General features: G+C 65.7%; 19 protein-coding genes. 9 read left to right on the top strand and 10 right to left on the bottom strand.

The annotated features are described in order from the left end of the window. The first annotated feature begins 16 nt into the window (after nucleotides 1-16). Nucleotides 17-970: a 1,4-dihydroxy-2-naphthoyl-CoA synthase gene (locus tag CAPP_RS01270; RefSeq protein ID WP_076598058.1), complete on the top strand. Its 954-nt coding sequence runs from the start codon at nucleotides 17-19 to the stop codon at nucleotides 968-970. Between the two features lie 55 nt (nucleotides 971-1025). Then, the gene (gene menE / locus CAPP_RS01265; RefSeq protein WP_143313800.1) at nucleotides 1026-2153 is read left to right on the top strand and encodes an o-succinylbenzoate--CoA ligase; all 1128 of its coding nucleotides are present in this window, start codon (nucleotides 1026-1028) and stop codon (nucleotides 2151-2153) included. A 278-nt stretch (nucleotides 2154-2431) separates the two neighbouring features. Here menE and CAPP_RS01260 read toward each other — a convergent pair whose 3' ends face one another. Beyond that, a complete protein-coding gene (locus CAPP_RS01260) occupies nucleotides 2432-3307 on the bottom strand; it encodes a glycosyltransferase (RefSeq protein ID WP_076598060.1) in 876 nt (291 codons plus the stop codon). A 58-nt stretch (nucleotides 3308-3365) separates the two neighbouring features. Here CAPP_RS01260 and CAPP_RS01255 point away from each other — a divergent pair, with 58 nt between their 5' ends. Continuing rightward, complete coding sequence (locus tag CAPP_RS01255) at nucleotides 3366-4412, top strand: 1,4-dihydroxy-2-naphthoate polyprenyltransferase (protein ID WP_084560459.1); 1047 nt, start codon at nucleotides 3366-3368, stop codon at nucleotides 4410-4412. Nucleotides 4413-4464: 52 nt separating this feature from the next. Further along, entirely contained in the window at nucleotides 4465-5406 is a 942-nt protein-coding gene (locus CAPP_RS01250; RefSeq protein ID WP_076598061.1) for an AEC family transporter, read from the top strand. A 37-nt stretch (nucleotides 5407-5443) separates the two neighbouring features. On the opposite strand, the gene CAPP_RS01245 is transcribed toward CAPP_RS01250, so the two are convergent. Then, nucleotides 5444-5782, bottom strand: a complete 339-nt coding sequence (locus CAPP_RS01245) for a DUF4229 domain-containing protein (RefSeq protein ID WP_076598062.1) — start codon at nucleotides 5780-5782, stop codon at nucleotides 5444-5446. A 55-nt stretch (nucleotides 5783-5837) separates the two neighbouring features. Between CAPP_RS01245 and CAPP_RS01240 the strand changes: the two genes are divergently transcribed. Next, the gene (locus tag CAPP_RS01240) at nucleotides 5838-6164 is read left to right on the top strand and encodes a hypothetical protein (protein ID WP_076598063.1); all 327 of its coding nucleotides are present in this window, start codon (nucleotides 5838-5840) and stop codon (nucleotides 6162-6164) included. Here CAPP_RS01240 and CAPP_RS01235 read toward each other — a convergent pair whose 3' ends face one another. From CAPP_RS01235 to hemL, 7 genes are all read right to left on the bottom strand, one after another. Next, nucleotides 6165-6428 (bottom strand): helix-turn-helix transcriptional regulator, encoded by a 264-nt coding sequence (locus tag CAPP_RS01235; RefSeq protein WP_076598064.1) that lies wholly within the window; start codon nucleotides 6426-6428, stop codon nucleotides 6165-6167. Nucleotides 6429-6527: 99 nt separating this feature from the next. After that, a complete protein-coding gene (gene ccsB, locus CAPP_RS01230) occupies nucleotides 6528-7550 on the bottom strand; it encodes a c-type cytochrome biogenesis protein CcsB (RefSeq protein ID WP_076598065.1) in 1023 nt (340 codons plus the stop codon). A 127-nt stretch (nucleotides 7551-7677) separates the two neighbouring features. Continuing rightward, the gene (locus tag CAPP_RS01225; protein WP_076598328.1) at nucleotides 7678-9405 is read right to left on the bottom strand and encodes a cytochrome c biogenesis protein ResB; all 1728 of its coding nucleotides are present in this window, start codon (nucleotides 9403-9405) and stop codon (nucleotides 7678-7680) included. A gap of 61 nt (nucleotides 9406-9466) precedes the next feature. After that, nucleotides 9467-10249, bottom strand: a complete 783-nt coding sequence (locus CAPP_RS01220) for a cytochrome c biogenesis CcdA family protein (RefSeq protein WP_076598066.1) — start codon at nucleotides 10247-10249, stop codon at nucleotides 9467-9469. Next, entirely contained in the window at nucleotides 10250-10861 is a 612-nt protein-coding gene (locus tag CAPP_RS01215) for a TlpA disulfide reductase family protein (RefSeq protein WP_076598067.1), read from the bottom strand. It lies immediately after the preceding gene. Further along, nucleotides 10861-11463, bottom strand: coding sequence for a histidine phosphatase family protein (locus CAPP_RS01210; protein WP_076598068.1), 603 nt, complete (start codon nucleotides 11461-11463; stop codon nucleotides 10861-10863). The genes CAPP_RS01215 and CAPP_RS01210 overlap by 1 nt, the downstream gene beginning before the upstream one ends. A 25-nt stretch (nucleotides 11464-11488) precedes the next feature. Next, nucleotides 11489-12829 (bottom strand): glutamate-1-semialdehyde 2,1-aminomutase, encoded by a 1341-nt coding sequence (hemL, locus tag CAPP_RS01205; protein WP_076598069.1) that lies wholly within the window; start codon nucleotides 12827-12829, stop codon nucleotides 11489-11491. Nucleotides 12830-12947: 118 nt separating this feature from the next. Here hemL and CAPP_RS01200 point away from each other — a divergent pair, with 118 nt between their 5' ends. The 4 genes from CAPP_RS01200 to CAPP_RS01185 all read left to right on the top strand — a co-directional run bounded on the left by CAPP_RS01200 (nucleotide 12948) and on the right by CAPP_RS01185 (nucleotide 17252). Then, nucleotides 12948-13853 (top strand): aldose epimerase family protein, encoded by a 906-nt coding sequence (locus tag CAPP_RS01200; RefSeq protein WP_076598070.1) that lies wholly within the window; start codon nucleotides 12948-12950, stop codon nucleotides 13851-13853. 213 nt (nucleotides 13854-14066) lie between these two features. Then, nucleotides 14067-15176, top strand: coding sequence for a galactose-1-phosphate uridylyltransferase (galT, locus tag CAPP_RS01195; RefSeq protein ID WP_076598071.1), 1110 nt, complete (start codon nucleotides 14067-14069; stop codon nucleotides 15174-15176). Then, complete coding sequence (galK, locus tag CAPP_RS01190; protein WP_076598072.1) at nucleotides 15173-16411, top strand: galactokinase; 1239 nt, start codon at nucleotides 15173-15175, stop codon at nucleotides 16409-16411. The genes galT and galK overlap by 4 nt, the downstream gene beginning before the upstream one ends. Before the next feature lie 34 nt (nucleotides 16412-16445). Next, on the top strand, nucleotides 16446-17252 hold the full coding sequence (locus CAPP_RS01185; protein ID WP_076598073.1) for a trimeric intracellular cation channel family protein: 807 nt from the start codon (nucleotides 16446-16448) through the stop codon (nucleotides 17250-17252). Between the two features lie 265 nt (nucleotides 17253-17517). Here the strand turns inward: CAPP_RS01185 and CAPP_RS01180 are convergent, their stop codons facing one another. Next, nucleotides 17518-18312 (bottom strand): DedA family protein, encoded by a 795-nt coding sequence (locus tag CAPP_RS01180; RefSeq protein WP_084560431.1) that lies wholly within the window; start codon nucleotides 18310-18312, stop codon nucleotides 17518-17520. Nucleotides 18313-18317 lie beyond the last annotated feature (5 nt).

Genomic DNA, 18317 nt, shown 5'->3' with positions numbered 1-18317 from the left:
GGGGCAAAGTGTAGGCATGAGTTACTCCACCGCCCAGCCCTTCGACGCCTCCCAGTGGGAAACCGTCGACGGCTTCGACTTCACCGACATCACCTACCACCGCCACGCGGGCGAGGGCCGCGCGAACGGGATCGTGCGCATCGCTTTCGACCGCCCGGAGGTGCGCAACGCGTTCCGCCCGCACACGGTCGACGAGCTGTACCGCGCCCTCGACCACGCGCGCCGCGACCCGTCCGTGGGTGTCGTGCTGCTCACCGGCAATGGCCCTTCCCCGAAGGACGGCGGCTGGGCCTTCTGCTCCGGCGGCGACCAGCGCATCCGCGGACGTTCCGGCTACCAGTACGCAACCAACCACGACGGCGACGTCGAAGCCGCCACCGCCGACCACGTCGACGAAGCCCGCGTCAAAGCTGAGGGCGGCCGCCTGCACATCCTCGAGGTCCAGCGCCTCATCCGCACCATGCCCAAGGTCGTCATCGCCGTGGTGGGCGGCTGGGCCGCCGGCGGCGGACACTCCCTCCACGTCGTGTGCGACATGACCATCGCCTCCCGCGAAGAGGCCCGCTTCAAGCAGACCGACGCCGACGTCGGCTCCTTCGACGGCGGCTACGGCTCCGCCTACCTGGCCAAGCAAGTAGGCCAGAAATTCGCCCGCGAGATCTTCTTCCTCGGCCGCACCTATTCCGCCGAGGAAATGCACCGCATGGGTGCAGTGAACATCGTCGCCGACCACGCCGAACTCGAAAACGAAGCCATCCAGGTCGCCCGCGAAATCAACGGCAAGTCCCCCACCGCCCAGCGCATGCTCAAGTTCGCATTCAATTTGCTTGACGACGGCCTCATGGGCCAGCAGGTCTTCGCCGGCGAAGCCACCCGCCTGGCGTACATGACCGACGAAGCCGTGGAAGGCCGCGACTCCTTCCTGGAGAAGCGCCCGCCGAACTGGGACGAATTCCCGTTCTATTACTAGACATCCCTTCCTCGCCTCCGTCTTGTAAAGCAGCGCCCACGCTAGGATGACGCGCGTGCCGAACCTGCTCGAATTACTCCCCGTAGACCCCGCCGACCCGCTGGCGATCATGCCGGATCTGGAGGCGGCGATCGCAGGGCAGTGCGCGGTGCTGCCGGTGCCGAAGAACGACCGGCACCGTGCGGAGACTCTGCGCACCACGATGCGGGCGGGCCAGTCAATCGACGATCCCGTCGCCGTCGTCGTAGCCACGTCCGGCTCGACGGGCACGCCGAAAGGCGCGGAGCTCACCCCGGTCAACCTCGTGTCCAGCGCCGATGCCACCCACCAGTTCCTCGGCGGGCCGGGCCAGTGGCTGCTGGCCATGCCCGCGCACCACATCGCGGGGCTTCAAGTGCTCGTCCGCAGCATGGTCGCGGGCGTCGAGCCGGCGTTTGTGGACCTTTCCAGAGGTTTCCACGTCAGCGACTTCGCCGCACGCGCCGACGAGCTCGCCGGCACCGGCGAACGCATGTACACCGCGCTCGCCCCGATGCAGCTCAATAAAGCGATGAGCACGCTCGCAGGCATCGAAGCACTCAGGCTTTTTAGCGCCGTCCTTGTCGGCGGCGGCCGCATCAACCCCAAGATGCTCTCCTCGGCGGCAAAGCTGCGGATCAACGTGGTGACCACGTACGGCTCATCCGAAACCGCAGGCGGCTGCGTCTACAACGGCACGCCCCTGGCCGGGGCGAAGGTGCGCGTGGCCGGCGGCCGGATCTACCTCAGCGGTCCGATGATCGCCCGCGGCTACCGGAACATCCCCGACCACGAGGCCTTCAGTGAACCCGGCTGGTACGCCACTTCCGATGCGGGTGAGCTGGACAACGGGGTTCTCCGCGTCACCGGCCGGTTGGACAACATCATCGAGACCGGTGGACTGAAGCTCCAGCCCGAAGTCCTCGAGGAGTTCATGCTCGGTCTCGACGGTGTTACCGGTGCCTGCGTCGTCGGTGTGCCCGACGACCGCTTCGGTCACCAGGTCTGCGCCGCCTACACCGGTTCCGCTGCCGTCAGCGACCTGATGGAGGCCTTCGACGACCTGCCCCGCTGGCAGGTGCCGAAGGACGTGCGCCACCTCCGGGAGATGCCCGTCACCGGGCCGGGCAAGGTCGACCGGATCGCGGTGCGCGAGCTTTTCTAATCGGGCCCCAGTACCTGACTACGCCCCGTTAGCCTCTTTCCAGACCGCGACCATGCCGTTGGTCCGCATCAACGAGTGAATTTGTTTACATCGGTCGCTCGGGTCGCTCGAAGTCAAAACCGTGTGACCAGGGCCTATAAACCTCAGCCATATGGGCGATGTAAACAAATTCACCGGCGGGTTCCGACCCACCAGTCTTCCGAGCTATCTCGGGATCTTTCAGGGGTGTGAGAGCGGGACGGGCTGAGATCGGGGTGGGGGCTGAGTGAGAAAGGCACTCAGTCGACGGGAACAGCCGCCTGGAGGGTGTCCACGTCCTCGTCGGTGTAGGTCGCCGCGATCTGGACGTCATTGCCGCCGCGCCAGTGGTTGTGGTGAACAAGCGCCTCGCGCTGGCTGGCCGGGATCACCGAGAATTCGCGTGGGTGCGGGTACACCTGGCGGACCAGGTGGCCGGAGCGGAGGGCGCAGTTGTTGAGCCAGACATCGTCGGCGCGCGGGGCTTTGTCCTCGAAGCTGGTGCCCTGTTCCGCGACGTAATCCACCATTGACGGCGGGTACGCGACACCGGAGACACCGGTGGCGAAGTGACGCGGAGACGCCGCGGTGGAGCGGGTCGCGCGCCACTCCTTGTACGGGCGCATGCCGCTCTCATCCAGGGTGATCGTGTGAGCGCGGTACGCCACCACGCAGTTCGGGTCGGCATCGGCGGCGTTGACGAGCTTTTCCGCGAACCACCGCGGGTACATCATGTCGTCGTCGACAGTGATCACGCGGGTGCCAGTACCTGCGAATTCCTGAAACGTGCCGTAGTACTTCGTGTGCGGACCGTACTTTCCGTCGGAACAGCGGATGATCAGGCCGCGGTCCTGCAGGCGGTGGAGACCCTTGGGCCAGGGACCGTAGTAGTCGTCCTCGTCGAGCCACAGGATGACCGGGAAACGCTGCGTGCCCACGAGGAGGGAGGCGATGCAGTAAACAGAAGTGGACACGCGCCTGCCGTGCGTGGTCAGCGAAATTACTGTGTCGTGGCCACCGGGTTCATCGAGTGTAGGGAACGACAGCCGGGCGCGGGTCGCCAGCAGCAAGCCCGGTTGGCGGGCGAGCGTTCCAGCGGTGTGCAGCACTTGGCGGACGGCGTAGTCGATCCACATGAAGCGTTACTTTAGTCGAGCTTCACTAATTCGAAGTTTTGCGTGCATGATGGGTGTCATGACCGCGAGCGACGACACGACCCCGAACCCCGGCGAATCCAGCGACAACGGCAGCACCGCCGTGAATGCGAGAAACACCCAAGGGGACACGGGAAACACACCGGGAGGCGCCACAGCGAAGGACTGGTGGGAGGCCGCGCGCCCGCACACGTGGTTCAACGCGGCCGCACCCGTGATCGTCGGCACCGGCGCCGCGGCATTCGAGTTCTGGTTCAACCTGCCACTGGCGTTGCTCGCGCTGATCGTGGCCATGGGCATGATCATCGGCGTCAACTACGCCAACGACTATTCCGACGGCATCCGCGGAACTGACGACGACCGCACCGGCCCCACCCGCCTGACCGCCTCCGGTCTGGCGCGGCCGGAACAAGTGAAACTGGCGGCGTTCATCTCCTTCGGTGTCGCCGCTGTGGCCGGGTTGATCCTCGCCGCGGTGAGCGCGCCGTGGCTGATCCTGGTGGGCGCGGTGTGCATTCTCGCGGCGTGGTTCTACACCGGCGGGAAGAACCCGTACGGCTACCGGGGTTTCGGCGAGATCTCCGTCTTCGTCTTCTTCGGCCTCGTTGCTGTTCTGGGCACGCAGTACACGCAATCGGGCACCATCACGTGGGTAGGTATCGGCGGCGCGGTCGGTGTCGGCGCGATCTCCGCGGCGATCAACCTCGCGAACAATATCCGCGACATCCCCACCGACACCGCAGCCGGCAAGCGCACCCTCGCGGTGATCCTCGGCGACACAAGCGCGCGTCGCCTGTTCACGGTGCTGACGCTGACGCCGTTCGTGATCACCGTCTTCATCGGCGCCGCCTACGCCCCGACCCTGCTGGCGCTCGCTGCCCTGCCCCTGGCCATCGGCTCGGTGTTGAGGGTCCAGCGCGGCAGACAAGGGAAGGAGCTCATTCCAGTTCTGGGCTCCAACGGCCGGGCGATGCTCATCTGGGCGGTCATCCTGGCCGGCGCCCTGATCGCGGGTTCGCCGATGTTCATGTTGGGCGGCGCGGTGCCCTACGGCGAGTTCGGCTGGACCATGGATATACCCTCTTAAACCGCAGAGCTAATTTGAACTGCGGGCAGGGCCCGCTAGAGGAATCTTCTAAGTGTTAGACGTCATCACCGGCTTCGCCATCATCTTCGTGGTCATCAGCGCGGGCTACATCCTGGCCCACCGTGGTGTCATCGGGGAGGGCGAGCAGCGGCTCATGTTCAACCGGGTCGCCTATTGGGTGGCGTCCCCGTCGCTGCTGTTCACCACGGTGGCGAAGTCCGACACGTCCACGTTCCTCTCCCCCGTCGTCGTGGTGGTCTTCTTGGCCACCGCGGTCACGATGGCGGTCTTCTGGATCGTCTCCGCCCTCTTCTTCAAGGCAGACGTGCCGACGCGGATGGCGGGAGCGGCATCGGCAAGCTATTTCAACTCGGTGAATATCGGTCTGCCCATCGCGATCTACGTGATCGGCGACGCGACCTACGTGGCACCGGTTCTGCTCATGCAGATGGTGATCGTCTCCCCCGTCGTCATCGCGGGCCTGGACGTGAACCCGGATTCGCAGAGCTCGCGCGGACAGAACGTGATCAAGGCCGTGAAAACGGGCCTCACCGCTCCCGTGGTGGTCGCGCCGCTGCTGGGCTTGGTGGTCTCCGCGGCGGGCTGGACGGTGCCCGCGCCGGTGATGGAGCCGCTGGAGATTCTCGGCGGCGCATCCATCCCGATGATCCTGATGAGCTTCGGCGCGAGCTTGCGCGGCGGGAGCGTTCTCGCCGAGGGGCCGGACCGCCCAGCCACGATCACTGCATCCGCACTCAAACTCGTCTTCATGCCGGCGGCGGCGTGGCTGCTGGGCCTGCTGGCCGGCCTCGACGGCACGGCACTCTACGCGGCTGTGATCCTGTCCGCGCTGCCGACGGCGCAGAACGTGTTCAACTACACCGCTAATTACCGCGTGGGCGAGACTGTCGCGCGCGACACTGTCTTCATCACCACATTCGCCTCCCTGCCCGCGATGATCGCCATCGCGCTGCTATTCGGCAAAGGAATCTAGCCCGCGGCTGCGCGCGGACTAGATGGGAAAAGATTCTTTAGCGGTCCGCCAGCTCGTCGTTGACCCACTGTTTGCGGGCGCGGCGCTGCTCGTTCCAGGTGGCCATGGCCTCGGTGGCCGCGACGCGCTGTTTGGAGAAGATCAGCATGGACAGCGGGAAAGCCACGATGAGGGCAAGCAGGGCGGACATGACGAGGGGGATGGGTGCGTCGATAAGCACGGCGATTGTTTGAATGACCACCGTGAGGACGATGAAAAGAAGAAGTCGCAGCGCGCCGTAGGTCAGCGCGGCACGGTTCGCGCGTTTGCGCACGTCGGCGTCGAGGGCGGGCGCGCCGGTGTCGCTGCTGGTTGTCGTTGTTGCTCGGTCCGTCACGGTTGTTCAGCGTACCCGGGCCAGGCGGGATTGAGCGAACCAGTATCGTGAAGGTATGGGACGCGTACTCCTCATTATTCTGGTCATCGTCGCCGCCTGGCTGCTGTGGCGGGCATTCGGGCCGGGAAGCAGCGAACGCTATGGCTCGCTCCGTCCGAATAAGCAGCAGCAGACCCCCGCTATCAAGGGGCCGGACGATGACGAAGAATTCCTCTGGAATATCGAGAAGAACCGCTTCAAAGAACGCCGCGCGAAGGAAGAGGCTGAGCGTAAGGCGCGCGAGGAGGAAGAGCGCCGCCAGCGCCGTGAACGCGGAAACCGCCCGGACGAACCAGGCGGAGCAACAGGCGGCGAGAGCGGTCCGGCGGACCCGGAGAGCTAGCTACTCGGCCCTTTGCGGGGTAGTCTCCACCCACTCGATGGAAAGGCCGAGCGCGGCGGCGACGGCCGCGACTTTCTCCCAGCGCACGCCGGCACCACCGTGCTCGATAGTGTGCAGGGTGGAGCGGGACACACCGGCGGCGGAGGCGACTTCCTGCTGGAGGCGGCCAGCTTCGCGGCGGCGCTGCGCGAGAGCCTCGCCGAGCCTGAGCAGCACGGGGATGTCGCTCGCCGGCTTGCCGAGCTTCTTGCGGGGTGAAGGCACCTACGATCTCCTTCTCACTGAGCGATGGTGTGAATATTTGTTACTACAACACACCGATGTAGTCCAGTGCCCTAAAGGCACCGTGGAATGCCCTGGGAATTAGTTCAGCCCCGCGTAAGAGTGCAGGCCGGATGCCACGAGGTTGATGAAGAACAGGTTGAACACGCCGCTGGCGAAGGCGGCGACGTTGATCCAGGCGGCCTTGGAGTTCTTCCAGCCCGCGGTCGCGCGCGCGTGCAGGTACGCGGCGTAGAGGATCCAGGTGATCAGCGCGACGGTCTCCTTGGGGTCCCAGCCCCAGAAGCGGCCCCAGGCCACTTCGCCCCAGATCGCGCCGAGCATGATGCCGATGCCGAAGACGGGCAGGGTGACAATCGCGGTCTTGTACGCGTAGGAGTCGAGTTTCTTCGCCGTCGGCAGAGGCTTCGCAATAGCGCCGAAGAAGCCTTTCTCCTCGCCGCGCGGCTGCCAGATGCGCAGCAGGTACAGCGTGGAGAACATGCCGGAGATCAGGCCCAGCGACGCGCCGATGGACACGGTGGACACGTGGAACGGGTACCAGAACGACTGCAGCGCGGGCACCAGCGGAGCGGCCTCCGCATACAGCACCGTCGCATCGAGGAAGATCAGCACGATCACCGGCGCGAGCAGCCACGGCCACGTCGTGTGCCAGCGCTTCTTCTGGATGATCACGGCCGCCACGACCATCGCGACCGCGGTGAAGGTGAGCACGTACTCGTACATGTTGCCGAACGGGAAACGGTGCACAGCCAGCCCGCGCGTCACAGTCGCCACCACGTGGAATGCGATGGCCACCCAGATCAGGCCCTGCGCGGCGCCCGCCATCTTCCGCGAACGTTCGCGCGCGGCTTCCAGGTCGCCGGCATTCGCAGCAGACTTATCGACGCCACCGAGCGCCTCCGCTCCCCCGCCGCCCACCGCGATGAGCTCGCGGTCCTTGGCCTCTGCCTTCGCCTCGGCCTTCTGCTCGCGGCGCAGGTCGATGACCGCCTGCGAGCGCATGTAGTGGATGCAGGCGAGAACCAGAGCCACGATGTAGACAGCGAACGCGGTCCGCAGCGACAGGTCCGACACTTGGGCCAGGGAGGTATTGACGTTCATGAAAATTACGCTACTCCACGTCGTGAAAACGGCCAAGGAACTCCGGCACGGCGAGCTCTAACGGGGGTGGAAAACTGCGCTGGTCACGCGGGCTGCAGCCACCGGGGATCCGGTCGTCGCTGAGTGGTCAGTGCCACTCCTCCCCGTCTTCGTCGTCGACGTATTCAGCGCCGTCGGAACCTTCAGCGACACCGTTGTCGGCGGGGCCGCGGAGGATCTCCTCGACGACATCGTCGAATTCGCCGCCCCAGCCGGCGCGGTCGGTGCGGGCGAGGCCGGCGATCTCGACGCGGACCTTTTCTGCGTGGTTTACTTCGCCGTTGGCTGCGCCGCTTGCCGCTTCAGTGACGGGCACGAAACGGACCCAGATGCGGCGGCGCTTGATCAGCAGCGAGCCGACAAGGGAGCCGAGCATGACCGTGGTGGCCACCAGGGCCCAGAACTGTGTCGGGTCGCGGGAGATCTGGTAGTTGGCGTATTCGGCGGCACCGTCGAAGCGGACGGTGACCACTTCGTCTTCGCCGTCCGGGGTCTTCTCGCCGGTGGGCACCTGCGCTTCCTCGCCGGCGGCGAGCTGGATGCGGTCGGCGCGTTCGAGCTGGCCGTTGGCGATGAGCGTCTGGTCGAGGGTGAACAAATTCTGCGGACGGCCGGTGTCCAGTCCGGCGTCGCCGGCGTAGATATCGAGGGAGACAGCCGGGTCGTCCATAGACGGGAACGCGGACTGCAGCATGTCGTTATTCGGGCCGGTCCACTCGGCAGTCGGGGCGAACACGCCCTCGATGGCCAGCTGGTGCTGGCGGCGCTCGCCCAGATCGGGGTACATGCCGGCTGGCGGGTCGAAACGCATCACACCGTTGGACAGGAAGAAGGTCAGGTCCGTCGGGCGGTACTGCACCATCTGGGTGCGGGTTTCCCCGTCGGGCCAGGTGACGGTGATCTGCGGGGCGAAGCCGTGGCCCTGCAGGTACACGCGGTCACCGCCGATGCGCAGCGGGTGGTTGACCTGCAGCGTGTAGTCCTCCCAGGTCTCCGGGTCGGTGGCCATGTCCTCGCCCACGGCATACGAGATGCGCGAACCGAAGGAATCGGCCTGCCCGTTTTGCAGGTATTCCGCGGTGAAGTCGTGGGAGATGAAGCAGAAAGGGGTAAGGCCGGTGCCGTCGAAAAGCGGTCCAGCGCGGAAGGTGTCAAAGTTGGCGGGCGACGTATTGCAGAATTCGCGCGACTGCTCCACGGGCACCGCGTACTCGGATTCAGAGTTGGTCACCACGATGATCTGGCCTTCGTAGAAGACCATGCGGCCGTAGGCGAAGATCGCGATGAGGGCCACGATGGCGATGTGGAAGATCAGGTTCGCCAGCTCACGGGCGTAACCGCGCTCGGCGGACAGGGAGAGTGCCCCGGCGCGGTCGTCGGCGGGCTCGTAGCGGGCGACGCGCCACTTGCGCAGGGTGCGCTCGGCGCGCGCGGTGGCCTCGTCGATAGACATGTCCACCTCGCCGGCGGCGTGGTGCGGCATGCGGTGCAGGTATTTCGGCGCGCGGGTCGGCTTCGCGTTATAGGCCTTGTAGTGGTCGATCGAGCGCGGAATGATGCAGCCGATCAGGGAGATGATCAGCAGAGTGAGCAGGGCGACGAAGATGGGGGACGAGAAGACGTCGAAAAGCATGAGCTTGTCGTAGATCTTGCCCATGACTGGATTGGCGTCTAAGTACTCGTTGACCTGGCTTTCGCTGATTTCACGCTGAGGGAGCAAAGCGCCAGGCACGGCGATCAGGGCGAGCAGGAACAGCAAAACCAGCGCTGTGCGCATGCTGGTCAGCCAGTGCCAGAGCTTCTTTGCCCAAGTCATCGCGGTGAATTGCATGTGTCGCTTCCGAATCGTTTCGTCCACGGCCTTAGATCACAGGCCGCTATAGCAAGGTGGCCCCGTAGCCGACCACCCATTGGCGGGTCCAGTTGATAAATACGTTCCATGCACCGGTGAGCAGCAGCACACCGACGATGATCATGGCTACTCCGCCGATGATCTGGATGGTACGCGAGTGCTTGCGTAAGAAACCGATTGCCTCCACCGCATGCGCTGAGCCCAGCGCCATGAGCAAGAATGGGATGCCCAGGCCAAGGCAGTACGCGATGACGAGGCTGACTCCGCGGACTGCGGTGAACCCATCGGTGCCCACCGAGACAGAGATCACCGCAGCGAGCGTGGGGCCAAGGCACGGTGTCCAGCCCAGCGCGAACACCCCGCCGAGCAGCGGCGCGCCGAGCCAGGTCGCCCACCGCTTCGGCTGCATGCGGGTATCACGCTGCAGCATGGGCACACTGCCCATGAACACCAGGCCCATGAGGATGGTGATCACACCGCCGATGCGCATGAGTGTTTCAGTATTGAGTGCGATCAGACTGATCGCGCCGAAAACTGTCACAGTGGCCAAAAGAAAGACCACGGTGAAGCCAAGAATGAACAGGCTGGCAGCGCCGACTACTGCCCATTTGCGCTTCCGCCCCACAGCCAGCTCGCCGCGGTCCAGTGTCACCTCCCCGCCGACGATACCGGTGAGATACGACATGTAGCCGGGCACCAGCGGGATCACGCACGGCGATGCAAAGGACACCAGCCCAGCGAGCGCCGCCGCGAGAATTCCCAGCAGCAGCGGGCCGGAGGCGGCGAGATCAGCGAATGTCTGTCCCATCTACGCCTCTTTCTCAGCCGCCAGGCGGTCGGTGACCGGGATGATGTCATCGGCGGAGATCTCGCGCAGGAACACCGCCGCCGGGCGGTGCTGCTTGTCCAGGATCACGGTCGTGGGGATCACCGAGGTGGGAATGCCGCCCAGCGCACCGGCGGTGCGGAACGGCGGGTCGTAGATCGACGGGTAGGTCACGCCGTTGTCGGTGACGAAGTCGCGGGCGATCTCCGGCTGGTAGTCGCGCACATTGATGCCCAGCACGGTCCCGGTCGGCTCGCCACCGTCAGCAGGCGCCGCGAGATGCTGATGCACCTCTTCCAAGTCGTCGACCTCCGCGCGGCACGGGGCGCACCACTGGCCCCAGGCGTTGAGCACGACGATCTGACCTTCGAAGTCCGACAGGGAGATTTCTTTGCCGGGCTCCATCAGCGATTCACCGGAGAAATCCTCCAGCGGGGCGCGCTCGTCCTCGTCGTAGAAGATCTCCACCTGCCCGCCGGGCGAGTGGAACGAGTAGGTCTCGCTCGAATTCGGGGTCGCGCAGGCAGCAAGCGTCGATAGCGCCAACGCTCCCGCCGCGAGTACAGAAAATGCCTTGTATCTTGTCGAACGCATCAGATATCCCTCGCTGGTTCGTCGTAGGTCCAGCCGGTCAACGTGTCGCCGTTGAAGGTCAGCGAGGTGACGCTGGCCAGATTGCATGTCCGCGACACGTGCGCCAGGGGCTTGCCGGCGGCCCAGCGCTGCACCATCACGATGGACAGCTGGTGGGACACCAAGACCGCCTCGTGGCCTTCGGCTTGCGTGCGGGCCGCGGCGACAGCCCGCTGCATCCGCTCGAGGATCGCCGAGTACGGCTCGCCCCAGCTCGGCTGCAACGGGTTGGTCATGTGGCGCCAGCGGATCGGGTTCAGCAACTGGTTTGGGAACCCCTTGGTGCGCAGTCCCTCGAAGGTGTTGCCGGCCTCGATCAGGTCGGGGTCGATCTGGATGTCCAGGCCAGTGACTTCGGCGATCGGGGCTGCGGTTTCCTGCACGCGTTCCATCGGGGACGCCGCCAGGTAGGTCACGTCGCGGCCCCTGAAGGTCGTCGCGGTGCGCGCCGCCATTGAGCGCCCGCGGGAGCTCAGATGGAAGCCCGGCAACCGGCCGTACAGAATCTTGCCCGGGTTGTGGACTTCCCCGTGGCGCACGAGGTGCACGACGGTTTCCGCCATGGATGAGCTCCTCTCGCCAGGGTTCTTACGCGTCCGGGGTGGCCTCGGCAGCCGCGGCTGCTGCGGGTTGCAGCGCCTTTTCAATCTTCTCAAAGTCTGCATCGGTCAAGGCCGTGGACGCAAACCAGGTCTCGAAGGCGCTGGGGGCGGGGTAGACACCTTCGTCGAGAAGCGCGTGGAAGAACGGCGCGTACCGGAACGTGTCCGCCGCCTTCATGTCGGAGAAATTATTGCCCTGACCTTCGGCGAAACGCACGGAGAGCATCGTGGCCGCGCGCTGGATGTTGTGCGCCACGCCCGCGCGGTCGAGCGCATCGTGCAGCAACGCGGCCAAGCGGTCGGCGTTAGCGCCAAGCTGCGGGTAGATCTCTTCAGAGGCAAGGCTTAGCGACGCCTCCCCCGCCGCCATCGCCACCGGGTTACCCGACAGCGTGCCGGCCTGATAGACGGGGCCGGCCGGGGCGAGCTTCTCCATGATCTCCTTGCGGCCGCCGAATGCCGCCGCCGGGAGGCCGCCGGAGACGACCTTGCCGAAGGTGGTCAGGTCACCCGCTACCCCATCGACGCCGAACCAGCCGCGGTAAGAGGTGCGGAAGCCGGTCATGACCTCGTCGATGATCAGCAGCGCGCCGTCGGCGTGCGCGATGTCCTTGAGCGCCTGGTTGAAGCCCTCAATCGGGGCGACAGTGCCCATATTGCCGGCCGCCGCCTCGGTGATGATGGCCGCGATCTCGCCCGGGTGCGCCGCGAATGCCTCGCGCACGGCGTCGAGGTCGTTGTAGGGCACGACGATCGTGTCGCCGGCCTGCGCGCCAGTCACACCTGGGGTATCGGGCAGCGCGAAGGTGGCCATGCCCGAACCGGCGGACGCCAGCAGGGAGTCGACGTGGCCGTGGTAGCAGCCCTCGAACTTCAGAATCTTCGGCCGGCCCGTGTAGCCGCGGGCCAGGCGCACCGCGCTCATCGTGGCCTCCGTGCCGGAGTTGACCATGCGCACCTGCTCCACGCTGGTGCGGTCCACGATCAGCTCCGCAAGGCGCACCTCCGCCTCTGTCGGGGTGCCGAACGACAGGCCGTCCTTCAGAGCCTTCTTCACCGCCTCCACGATCTGGGGGTGGGTGTTGCCGTGGATCATCGGGCCCCAGGAGCCGACGAGGTCGACATAGGAATTGCCGTCGACGTCGATAAGCGTCGAGCCATGCGCTTCCCTAATGAAGCGCGCCTGCCCGCCCACGGAACCGAAGCCGCGCACCGGCGAATTCACGCCGCCGGGCGTGACGGCCTTCGCGCGCTCGAACAGCTCGGCCGAGCGGGCGGTGTTCTGCGACGTTGCGGAGGATGGCTGGTTCGAATCGTAAGAAGTCATGTCCTCAATTCTAGGACAGAGCCGCATGCGTGCGGCGCACCCCGGATGTCGATGGACTACACCCACAAACGGGCGTGCGATTTCCGGTTCGGGGGTGACCGGGCTGATAATTCGAGGTATGGATGTCGGCCATTCGGTCCCCGAAGTCACGCTGCGCCGCGGCCCTGTGCGGGCAACTGTCTCTGCATCGGGCGCGGCTGTCCGCGAGCTCACGGTGAACTGTCGTCCGCTTCTCCGCAGCTTCCCGCAGGGCACGCACCCGCCGCAAGCGGCAAATGTCGTACTCGCGCCGTGGCCGAACCGCGTGGCCGATGCGTCATTCACCTTCAGCGGCGAACGGCACAATCTCGCGGTGACGGAACCAAAGCTGGGCCACGCCATCCACGGCTTCACACTGCGACGCGTCTTCGAGATTCTCGAACCGCGGGGCGACAGTGCCCTCGAAAGCGACCAGAACGAGGTGAGATTGCGCACAGCGCTCGGCCCCGAGCCCGGCTGGCCGTGGCCGATCGAGCTCACCGTGCACTACGCGCTCACCGATTCCGGTCTCGAAGCATCGATGACTGCGGTGAACCTCGCCGAGGAACCGGCTCCGTGCGCTCTCGGCGTACACACGTACCTGGAAGCCCAAGGGGCGCACTCCGACGAGTGCACCTTGCACCACATGATCGCCGAGCGCCAGCCGCTGGATGAGCGCAACATCCCCGCCGGGGCCCGCGAGCCTTGGCCAAATAGCCCCATCCGCATGTGCGGCACCTGGCTTGACGACGCCGGCTTCGACCCTGTCGCCAACAGACCCCGTGTCGCGCAGCTGGTGGACAAGTCCGGGATCGGCGTAGAACTGGCCGCCACGGCGAATATGCCGTGGACCCAGATCTTCACCTCCCCGGAACGCCACGTGGCCGTCGAACCGATGACCGCACCCCCGAATGCCCTCGCCACCGGCGAGGACCTGACCGTGCTCGACCCCGGCGGCCGCCTCACGGTGGGCTGGTCGGTTCGGGCCATCGCACACGAAAACTAGAAAGAGAGTCTTACCCCGCTTTACGGCCTGGTTCTGATCATTTGCTCCTTCGCCCTTGACCCGGGCGTCAACCTCGATACCGGCGCGCCGAAGGATTCCGCCGATAACCTGTGGGTGGGCATCGCCCTGGGCGTGTCCGCGGCGATCTTCTTCGCCTGGGCACGGCTGCGCCCGATCGTCTTCAACCCCGAGACTTTGGAAGCCGCTGACTAAATGACGAATCTCAAAATCACCCGCACGACCCTGTCCGACGGTCGCGAGCTCATTTATTTCGACCAGCCGGGCACCCCCGACCGCACAGCCCCGGATGAGCGCGGCCTGCCCAGGGTAGAGACCGACTCGTGGATGCGCCGCGACCCGCTGACCGGCGAGTGGGCGATCTACGCCGCCCACCGGCAGAACCGCACCTTCCTGCCGCCGGCGAACGAGGACCCGTTAGCGCCGACGCTCCCGGGTCAGAAGCCGAGCGAAATCCCGGAGGCGAACTACCAGGTGGTGGTGTTTGAGAACCGGTTCCCGTCGCTCAGCATGCACCAGTCGGTCGCGGTGGATTACGATCCGCGCGTCGACGGTGAAGACCTCTTCGAACGCGCCCCCGCGCTGGCCCGCTGCGAGGTCGTCTGCTTCACACCGGACGCGGACGGTTCCTTCAAGGACCTTCCGCTCGAGCGCAAACGCGCGCTTATCGACGTCTGGGCCCACCGCACCGCAGAATTCTCCGCCATCGACGAGGTGAAAGCAGTCTTCCCCTTTGAGAACCGCGGCGAAGAAATCGGCGTCACGCTGCACCACCCGCACGGGCAGATCTACTCGTACCCGTTCGTTCCCCCGCGCACCGCGGCGATTGCCCAGCGCGCGGGCGAGCACCGTGAAGCGCACGGCACCGAGCTTTTCGACGACATCATCGGCGCCGAGCAGCGCGCCGCAACCCGCGTCATTGAGGACTCCGAGCATTTCTGCGTGTTCACCCCCGCGGCCGCGAAATGGCCTCTGGAAGTCATGGTGATGGCCAAGCGCGCCGTGCCGGACTTCGCCGCGCTGACCGAGAAAGAGAAAGACGATCTGGCACGGATCTGCCACAAGCTCTTCGCCGCCGTCGACCACTTCTTCGAGGGTGTCGACCGCACGCCGTATATCGCGGCGTGGAACCAGGCCCCGGTCGACACGCCCGCCGACGGCCGCTTCCACCTCCAGTTGTTCTCCCTGATGCGGTCGCCGAACCGGATGAAATTCCTTGCCGGCAGTGAATCCGGCATGGGTGCCTGGATCAACGACACAACCCCGGAGACCATCGCAGCCACAATCAAGGAGCACTACGCATGATCGTCTCTACCACCCGCTCCCCCGAAGAACTCGCCGAAGCGGCCCGCGCATTCCTCGAGGAGAAGACAGGCTCCGACACCGACACCGCTGCACCCACCGGAACCTGGCTGGCACCGGGGCGCGTGAACCTGATCGGCGACCACGTCGACTACGCCTTCGGCGTCTGCCTTCCGTTCGCCACGACAATGGCCACCGCGGTCGCAGCCCGCAAGCGCGACGACGGAGTGCTGCGCATGCTGTCCCAGGCGCCGAACGGTGATCTGCTCGACGCATCAGTCACCCTCGCCGAGCTCGACGCTGCCGTCAAGTCCCCCACCGCTCAGCCTGGGATCCTGCCTGACTGGCGCGGGTACATCGCCGGAACAGTCCACGCGCTGGGTGCAGGCGGGATGGATGTCACCGTGGTCTCCGACGTGCCGCTCGGCTCGGGCCTGTCTAGTTCCGCCGCTCTCGAGTGCGCGGTAGGTGTGGCCGCACGGGACCTGTACGGGCTCAGCACCAGCGACGAGGACCTCATCGCCGCAACGATGCGCGCGGAGAATTTCTACGTCGGCGCGAACACCGGCGGGCTCGACCAGAACGCCGTTGTTCGTGGCCGCGAAGGCTACGCGCTCGCCCTCAACTTCCTCCACAACACCCACGAGCAGGTGCCGTGCGCCCTCGAGGGCTACGAGCTCCTCGTCGTGGACAGCCGCGTCGAGCACTCCCACGCCACCGGCGACTACAGCTCCCGGCGCGGGCTTATCGACGCCGCCGCTGCCGCCCTCTCCTGCACCTTCCGCGAGGACGACGTAGTGGACCGGGCTGTCGCCTGGGCCACGGAGAACCCCGGTGACGCGCTAGGCAACGACCCCGAGGTGGTGCGCCGCCGCGTACGCCACGTCCATTCGGAGACCGCCCGCACCATCGAGGCCGTCGAGGCGCTCAAGGCCAGCGATATCGTTCGGTTCGGCGAGTTGATGAACGCTAGCCACGCCTCCCTGCGCGACGACTACGAGATTGTTCCCGATGCACTCGAAGCGGCGGTCCGTGCGGCACGTGCCGCCGGCGCTCTCGGAGCCCGTATCACCGGCGGTGGCTTCGGCGGTTCGACCGTCGCCCTTTGCCCTACCGACCGTGCCGACTCCATCGCCGCTGCCGTCGAGGATGCCACGCGTTCCGGCGGTTTCCCTGTGCCCACGATCTACGCCACGAGTGCGCAGGACGGTGCCAGAAAGGTCCAGCTGCATCTGTAGCTAACTCCCCTGGTGTTCTTCTAGGATCGCCGGGGTGAACGACTTCGGCACTTTTTATTACATCCTCGAATACACCGGTGTCCTGCTGGCCGCGATGGTCGGCGGGACTGTTGCTAAACGCATGAACTTCGATGTGGTCGGTTTCGGCTTCATCGCCCTTATCTCTTCCCTCGCCGGCGGGCTCATCCGCGACTGCCTGCTCAGCATCGGCCCGGCGGCGGCTTTGCAGACCCCCTGGTACCTCATCATCGCGGTGACAGGCGCCGCGATCGCCTTCTTCATCGAGATCGAAGGCGCCCTGTGGGACCGCGTGCGCTTCTACCTCGACGTTGTCACCGTCGGTGTGTGGTCGGTGGTGGGCGCGACCCACGCGATCGTCAACGATCTGCCGTGGATCTCCGCGCTCCTTCTCGCGGTGATCACCTCCACCGGCGGCGCGCTCGTCCGCGACGTGGTGCTGGGCAAGGTCCCCGCTCTGTTCACGTCGCAAAAAATGCACGTCTTTCCGTCGCTGCTCGCCGGCGCGATGACACTGGTTTTCGCGCACTTCGAGGTGAAGGCGTGGGTCGGCATGCTCATCTCGTCTGTGGCTGCCTCGGTGTTGTCCATGACCGTCTACTGGGTGAGCACCTCACGCGCCCACCAGCCGACGCTCACCGAGCGTTCCCTCGACCGCCGCATCGCCGCCGAATTGAACATGTCCCCCGATGACTCGGTGACGAACATTGCGGACGCGATCGCCGGCGCCAAGGACAAAGACGTCCTGAACCTCATCCGCGTCTACCTCCACGACGAGGTGCTCGAGCGCGCCGGCACCTCCCCCACCGCCGCGAGCCGGTAGCGCGGCTGACGTGAACCGCCTACGCCGCCGGGAGGACGGTTCGGGCTCCCGGGCGGGCGGTTCAAGCCGTCGGGAGGACCTGCATGAATTGAACCGCATGGATATTCCTGCATGAACGAGGTGACGTGCGCCGTCATTTCGCGAAAACCCGCCGCGCACTCGATTCATGCGGTTGAGTCCATGCAGTTCGGTTCATCCTGTTCGGTTCATGCGGTAACCGGCACGGTGCAACTCCAGCCGGCAGCGCGGCTGACGCGGCGCCCGCCTACACCGTCGGCGCGTTCTTCGACTGGCGGCGGAAGATGCCGATGAACACCACGACGAGCAGGCCGATCGCGATCCAGTTGGCCACCTTCGCGTACTGCTCGAGTACGAAGACGACGGGCTCGCCGATCATCCAGCCGAGCCAGAAATACAGCAGCGTCCAAGCGGTCTTGGCCAGGAAATCGAGGACGAGCATCTTCTGCCACGACATGCCCGTCGCGCCGGTGAGGACGAGCACGACGAATTTGATCGGCAGCGGAATCGGCAGGTAGGCGAGAAAGATGGCCAGCCAGCCGAGTTTGTGGAACCAGCCTTCGACCCGGTCGATGTTCTTGCCCATGCGCGGGGAGTTCTCCGCCTGCACGTCGAGCATGCCGCGGCCCCAGAGCTTGCCGGCCCACCAGTAGACCCAGTCGAATTTGATGGCCACGAGCGAGCCGATGAGCACATACCAGATCCAGCCGGAGGCTTCCCCGACCGCCGCGAGAGCACCGGTGGAGGCTGCGCCGATGCGCGAGCCGGTCAACGCCAGCAGAATCGGCGGGTCGAGACCCAGCAGCCACGCACGCAGCGGGATCAGCGCCAGGCCGAAAATGCCGACGAAGCCGAACCACGCCAGGCACCAGTAGTCCTCTTTGGTGGGCTTGGAATTCCACGGCATGCCGGGTTCTTCCCACCATTCGCGCTCCGCTTCGGTGGCGGAGGGCTCGCTAGCGGTGGTCTCTTCGGCGATCTGGTCTGCCGGTGGTTCGTGCTCCGGCGTCGGCTGGGGTTCTTGGTGGGTGCTCGACGACATGGTTT

The sequence above is a fragment of the Corynebacterium appendicis CIP 107643 genome, assembly GCF_030408415.1.
Taxonomy (GTDB): Bacteria; Actinomycetota; Actinomycetes; order Mycobacteriales; family Mycobacteriaceae; genus Corynebacterium; species Corynebacterium appendicis.
Note: the sequence above shows the minus strand (reverse complement) of the source record. Positions and strands in the feature narration are given on the sequence as shown.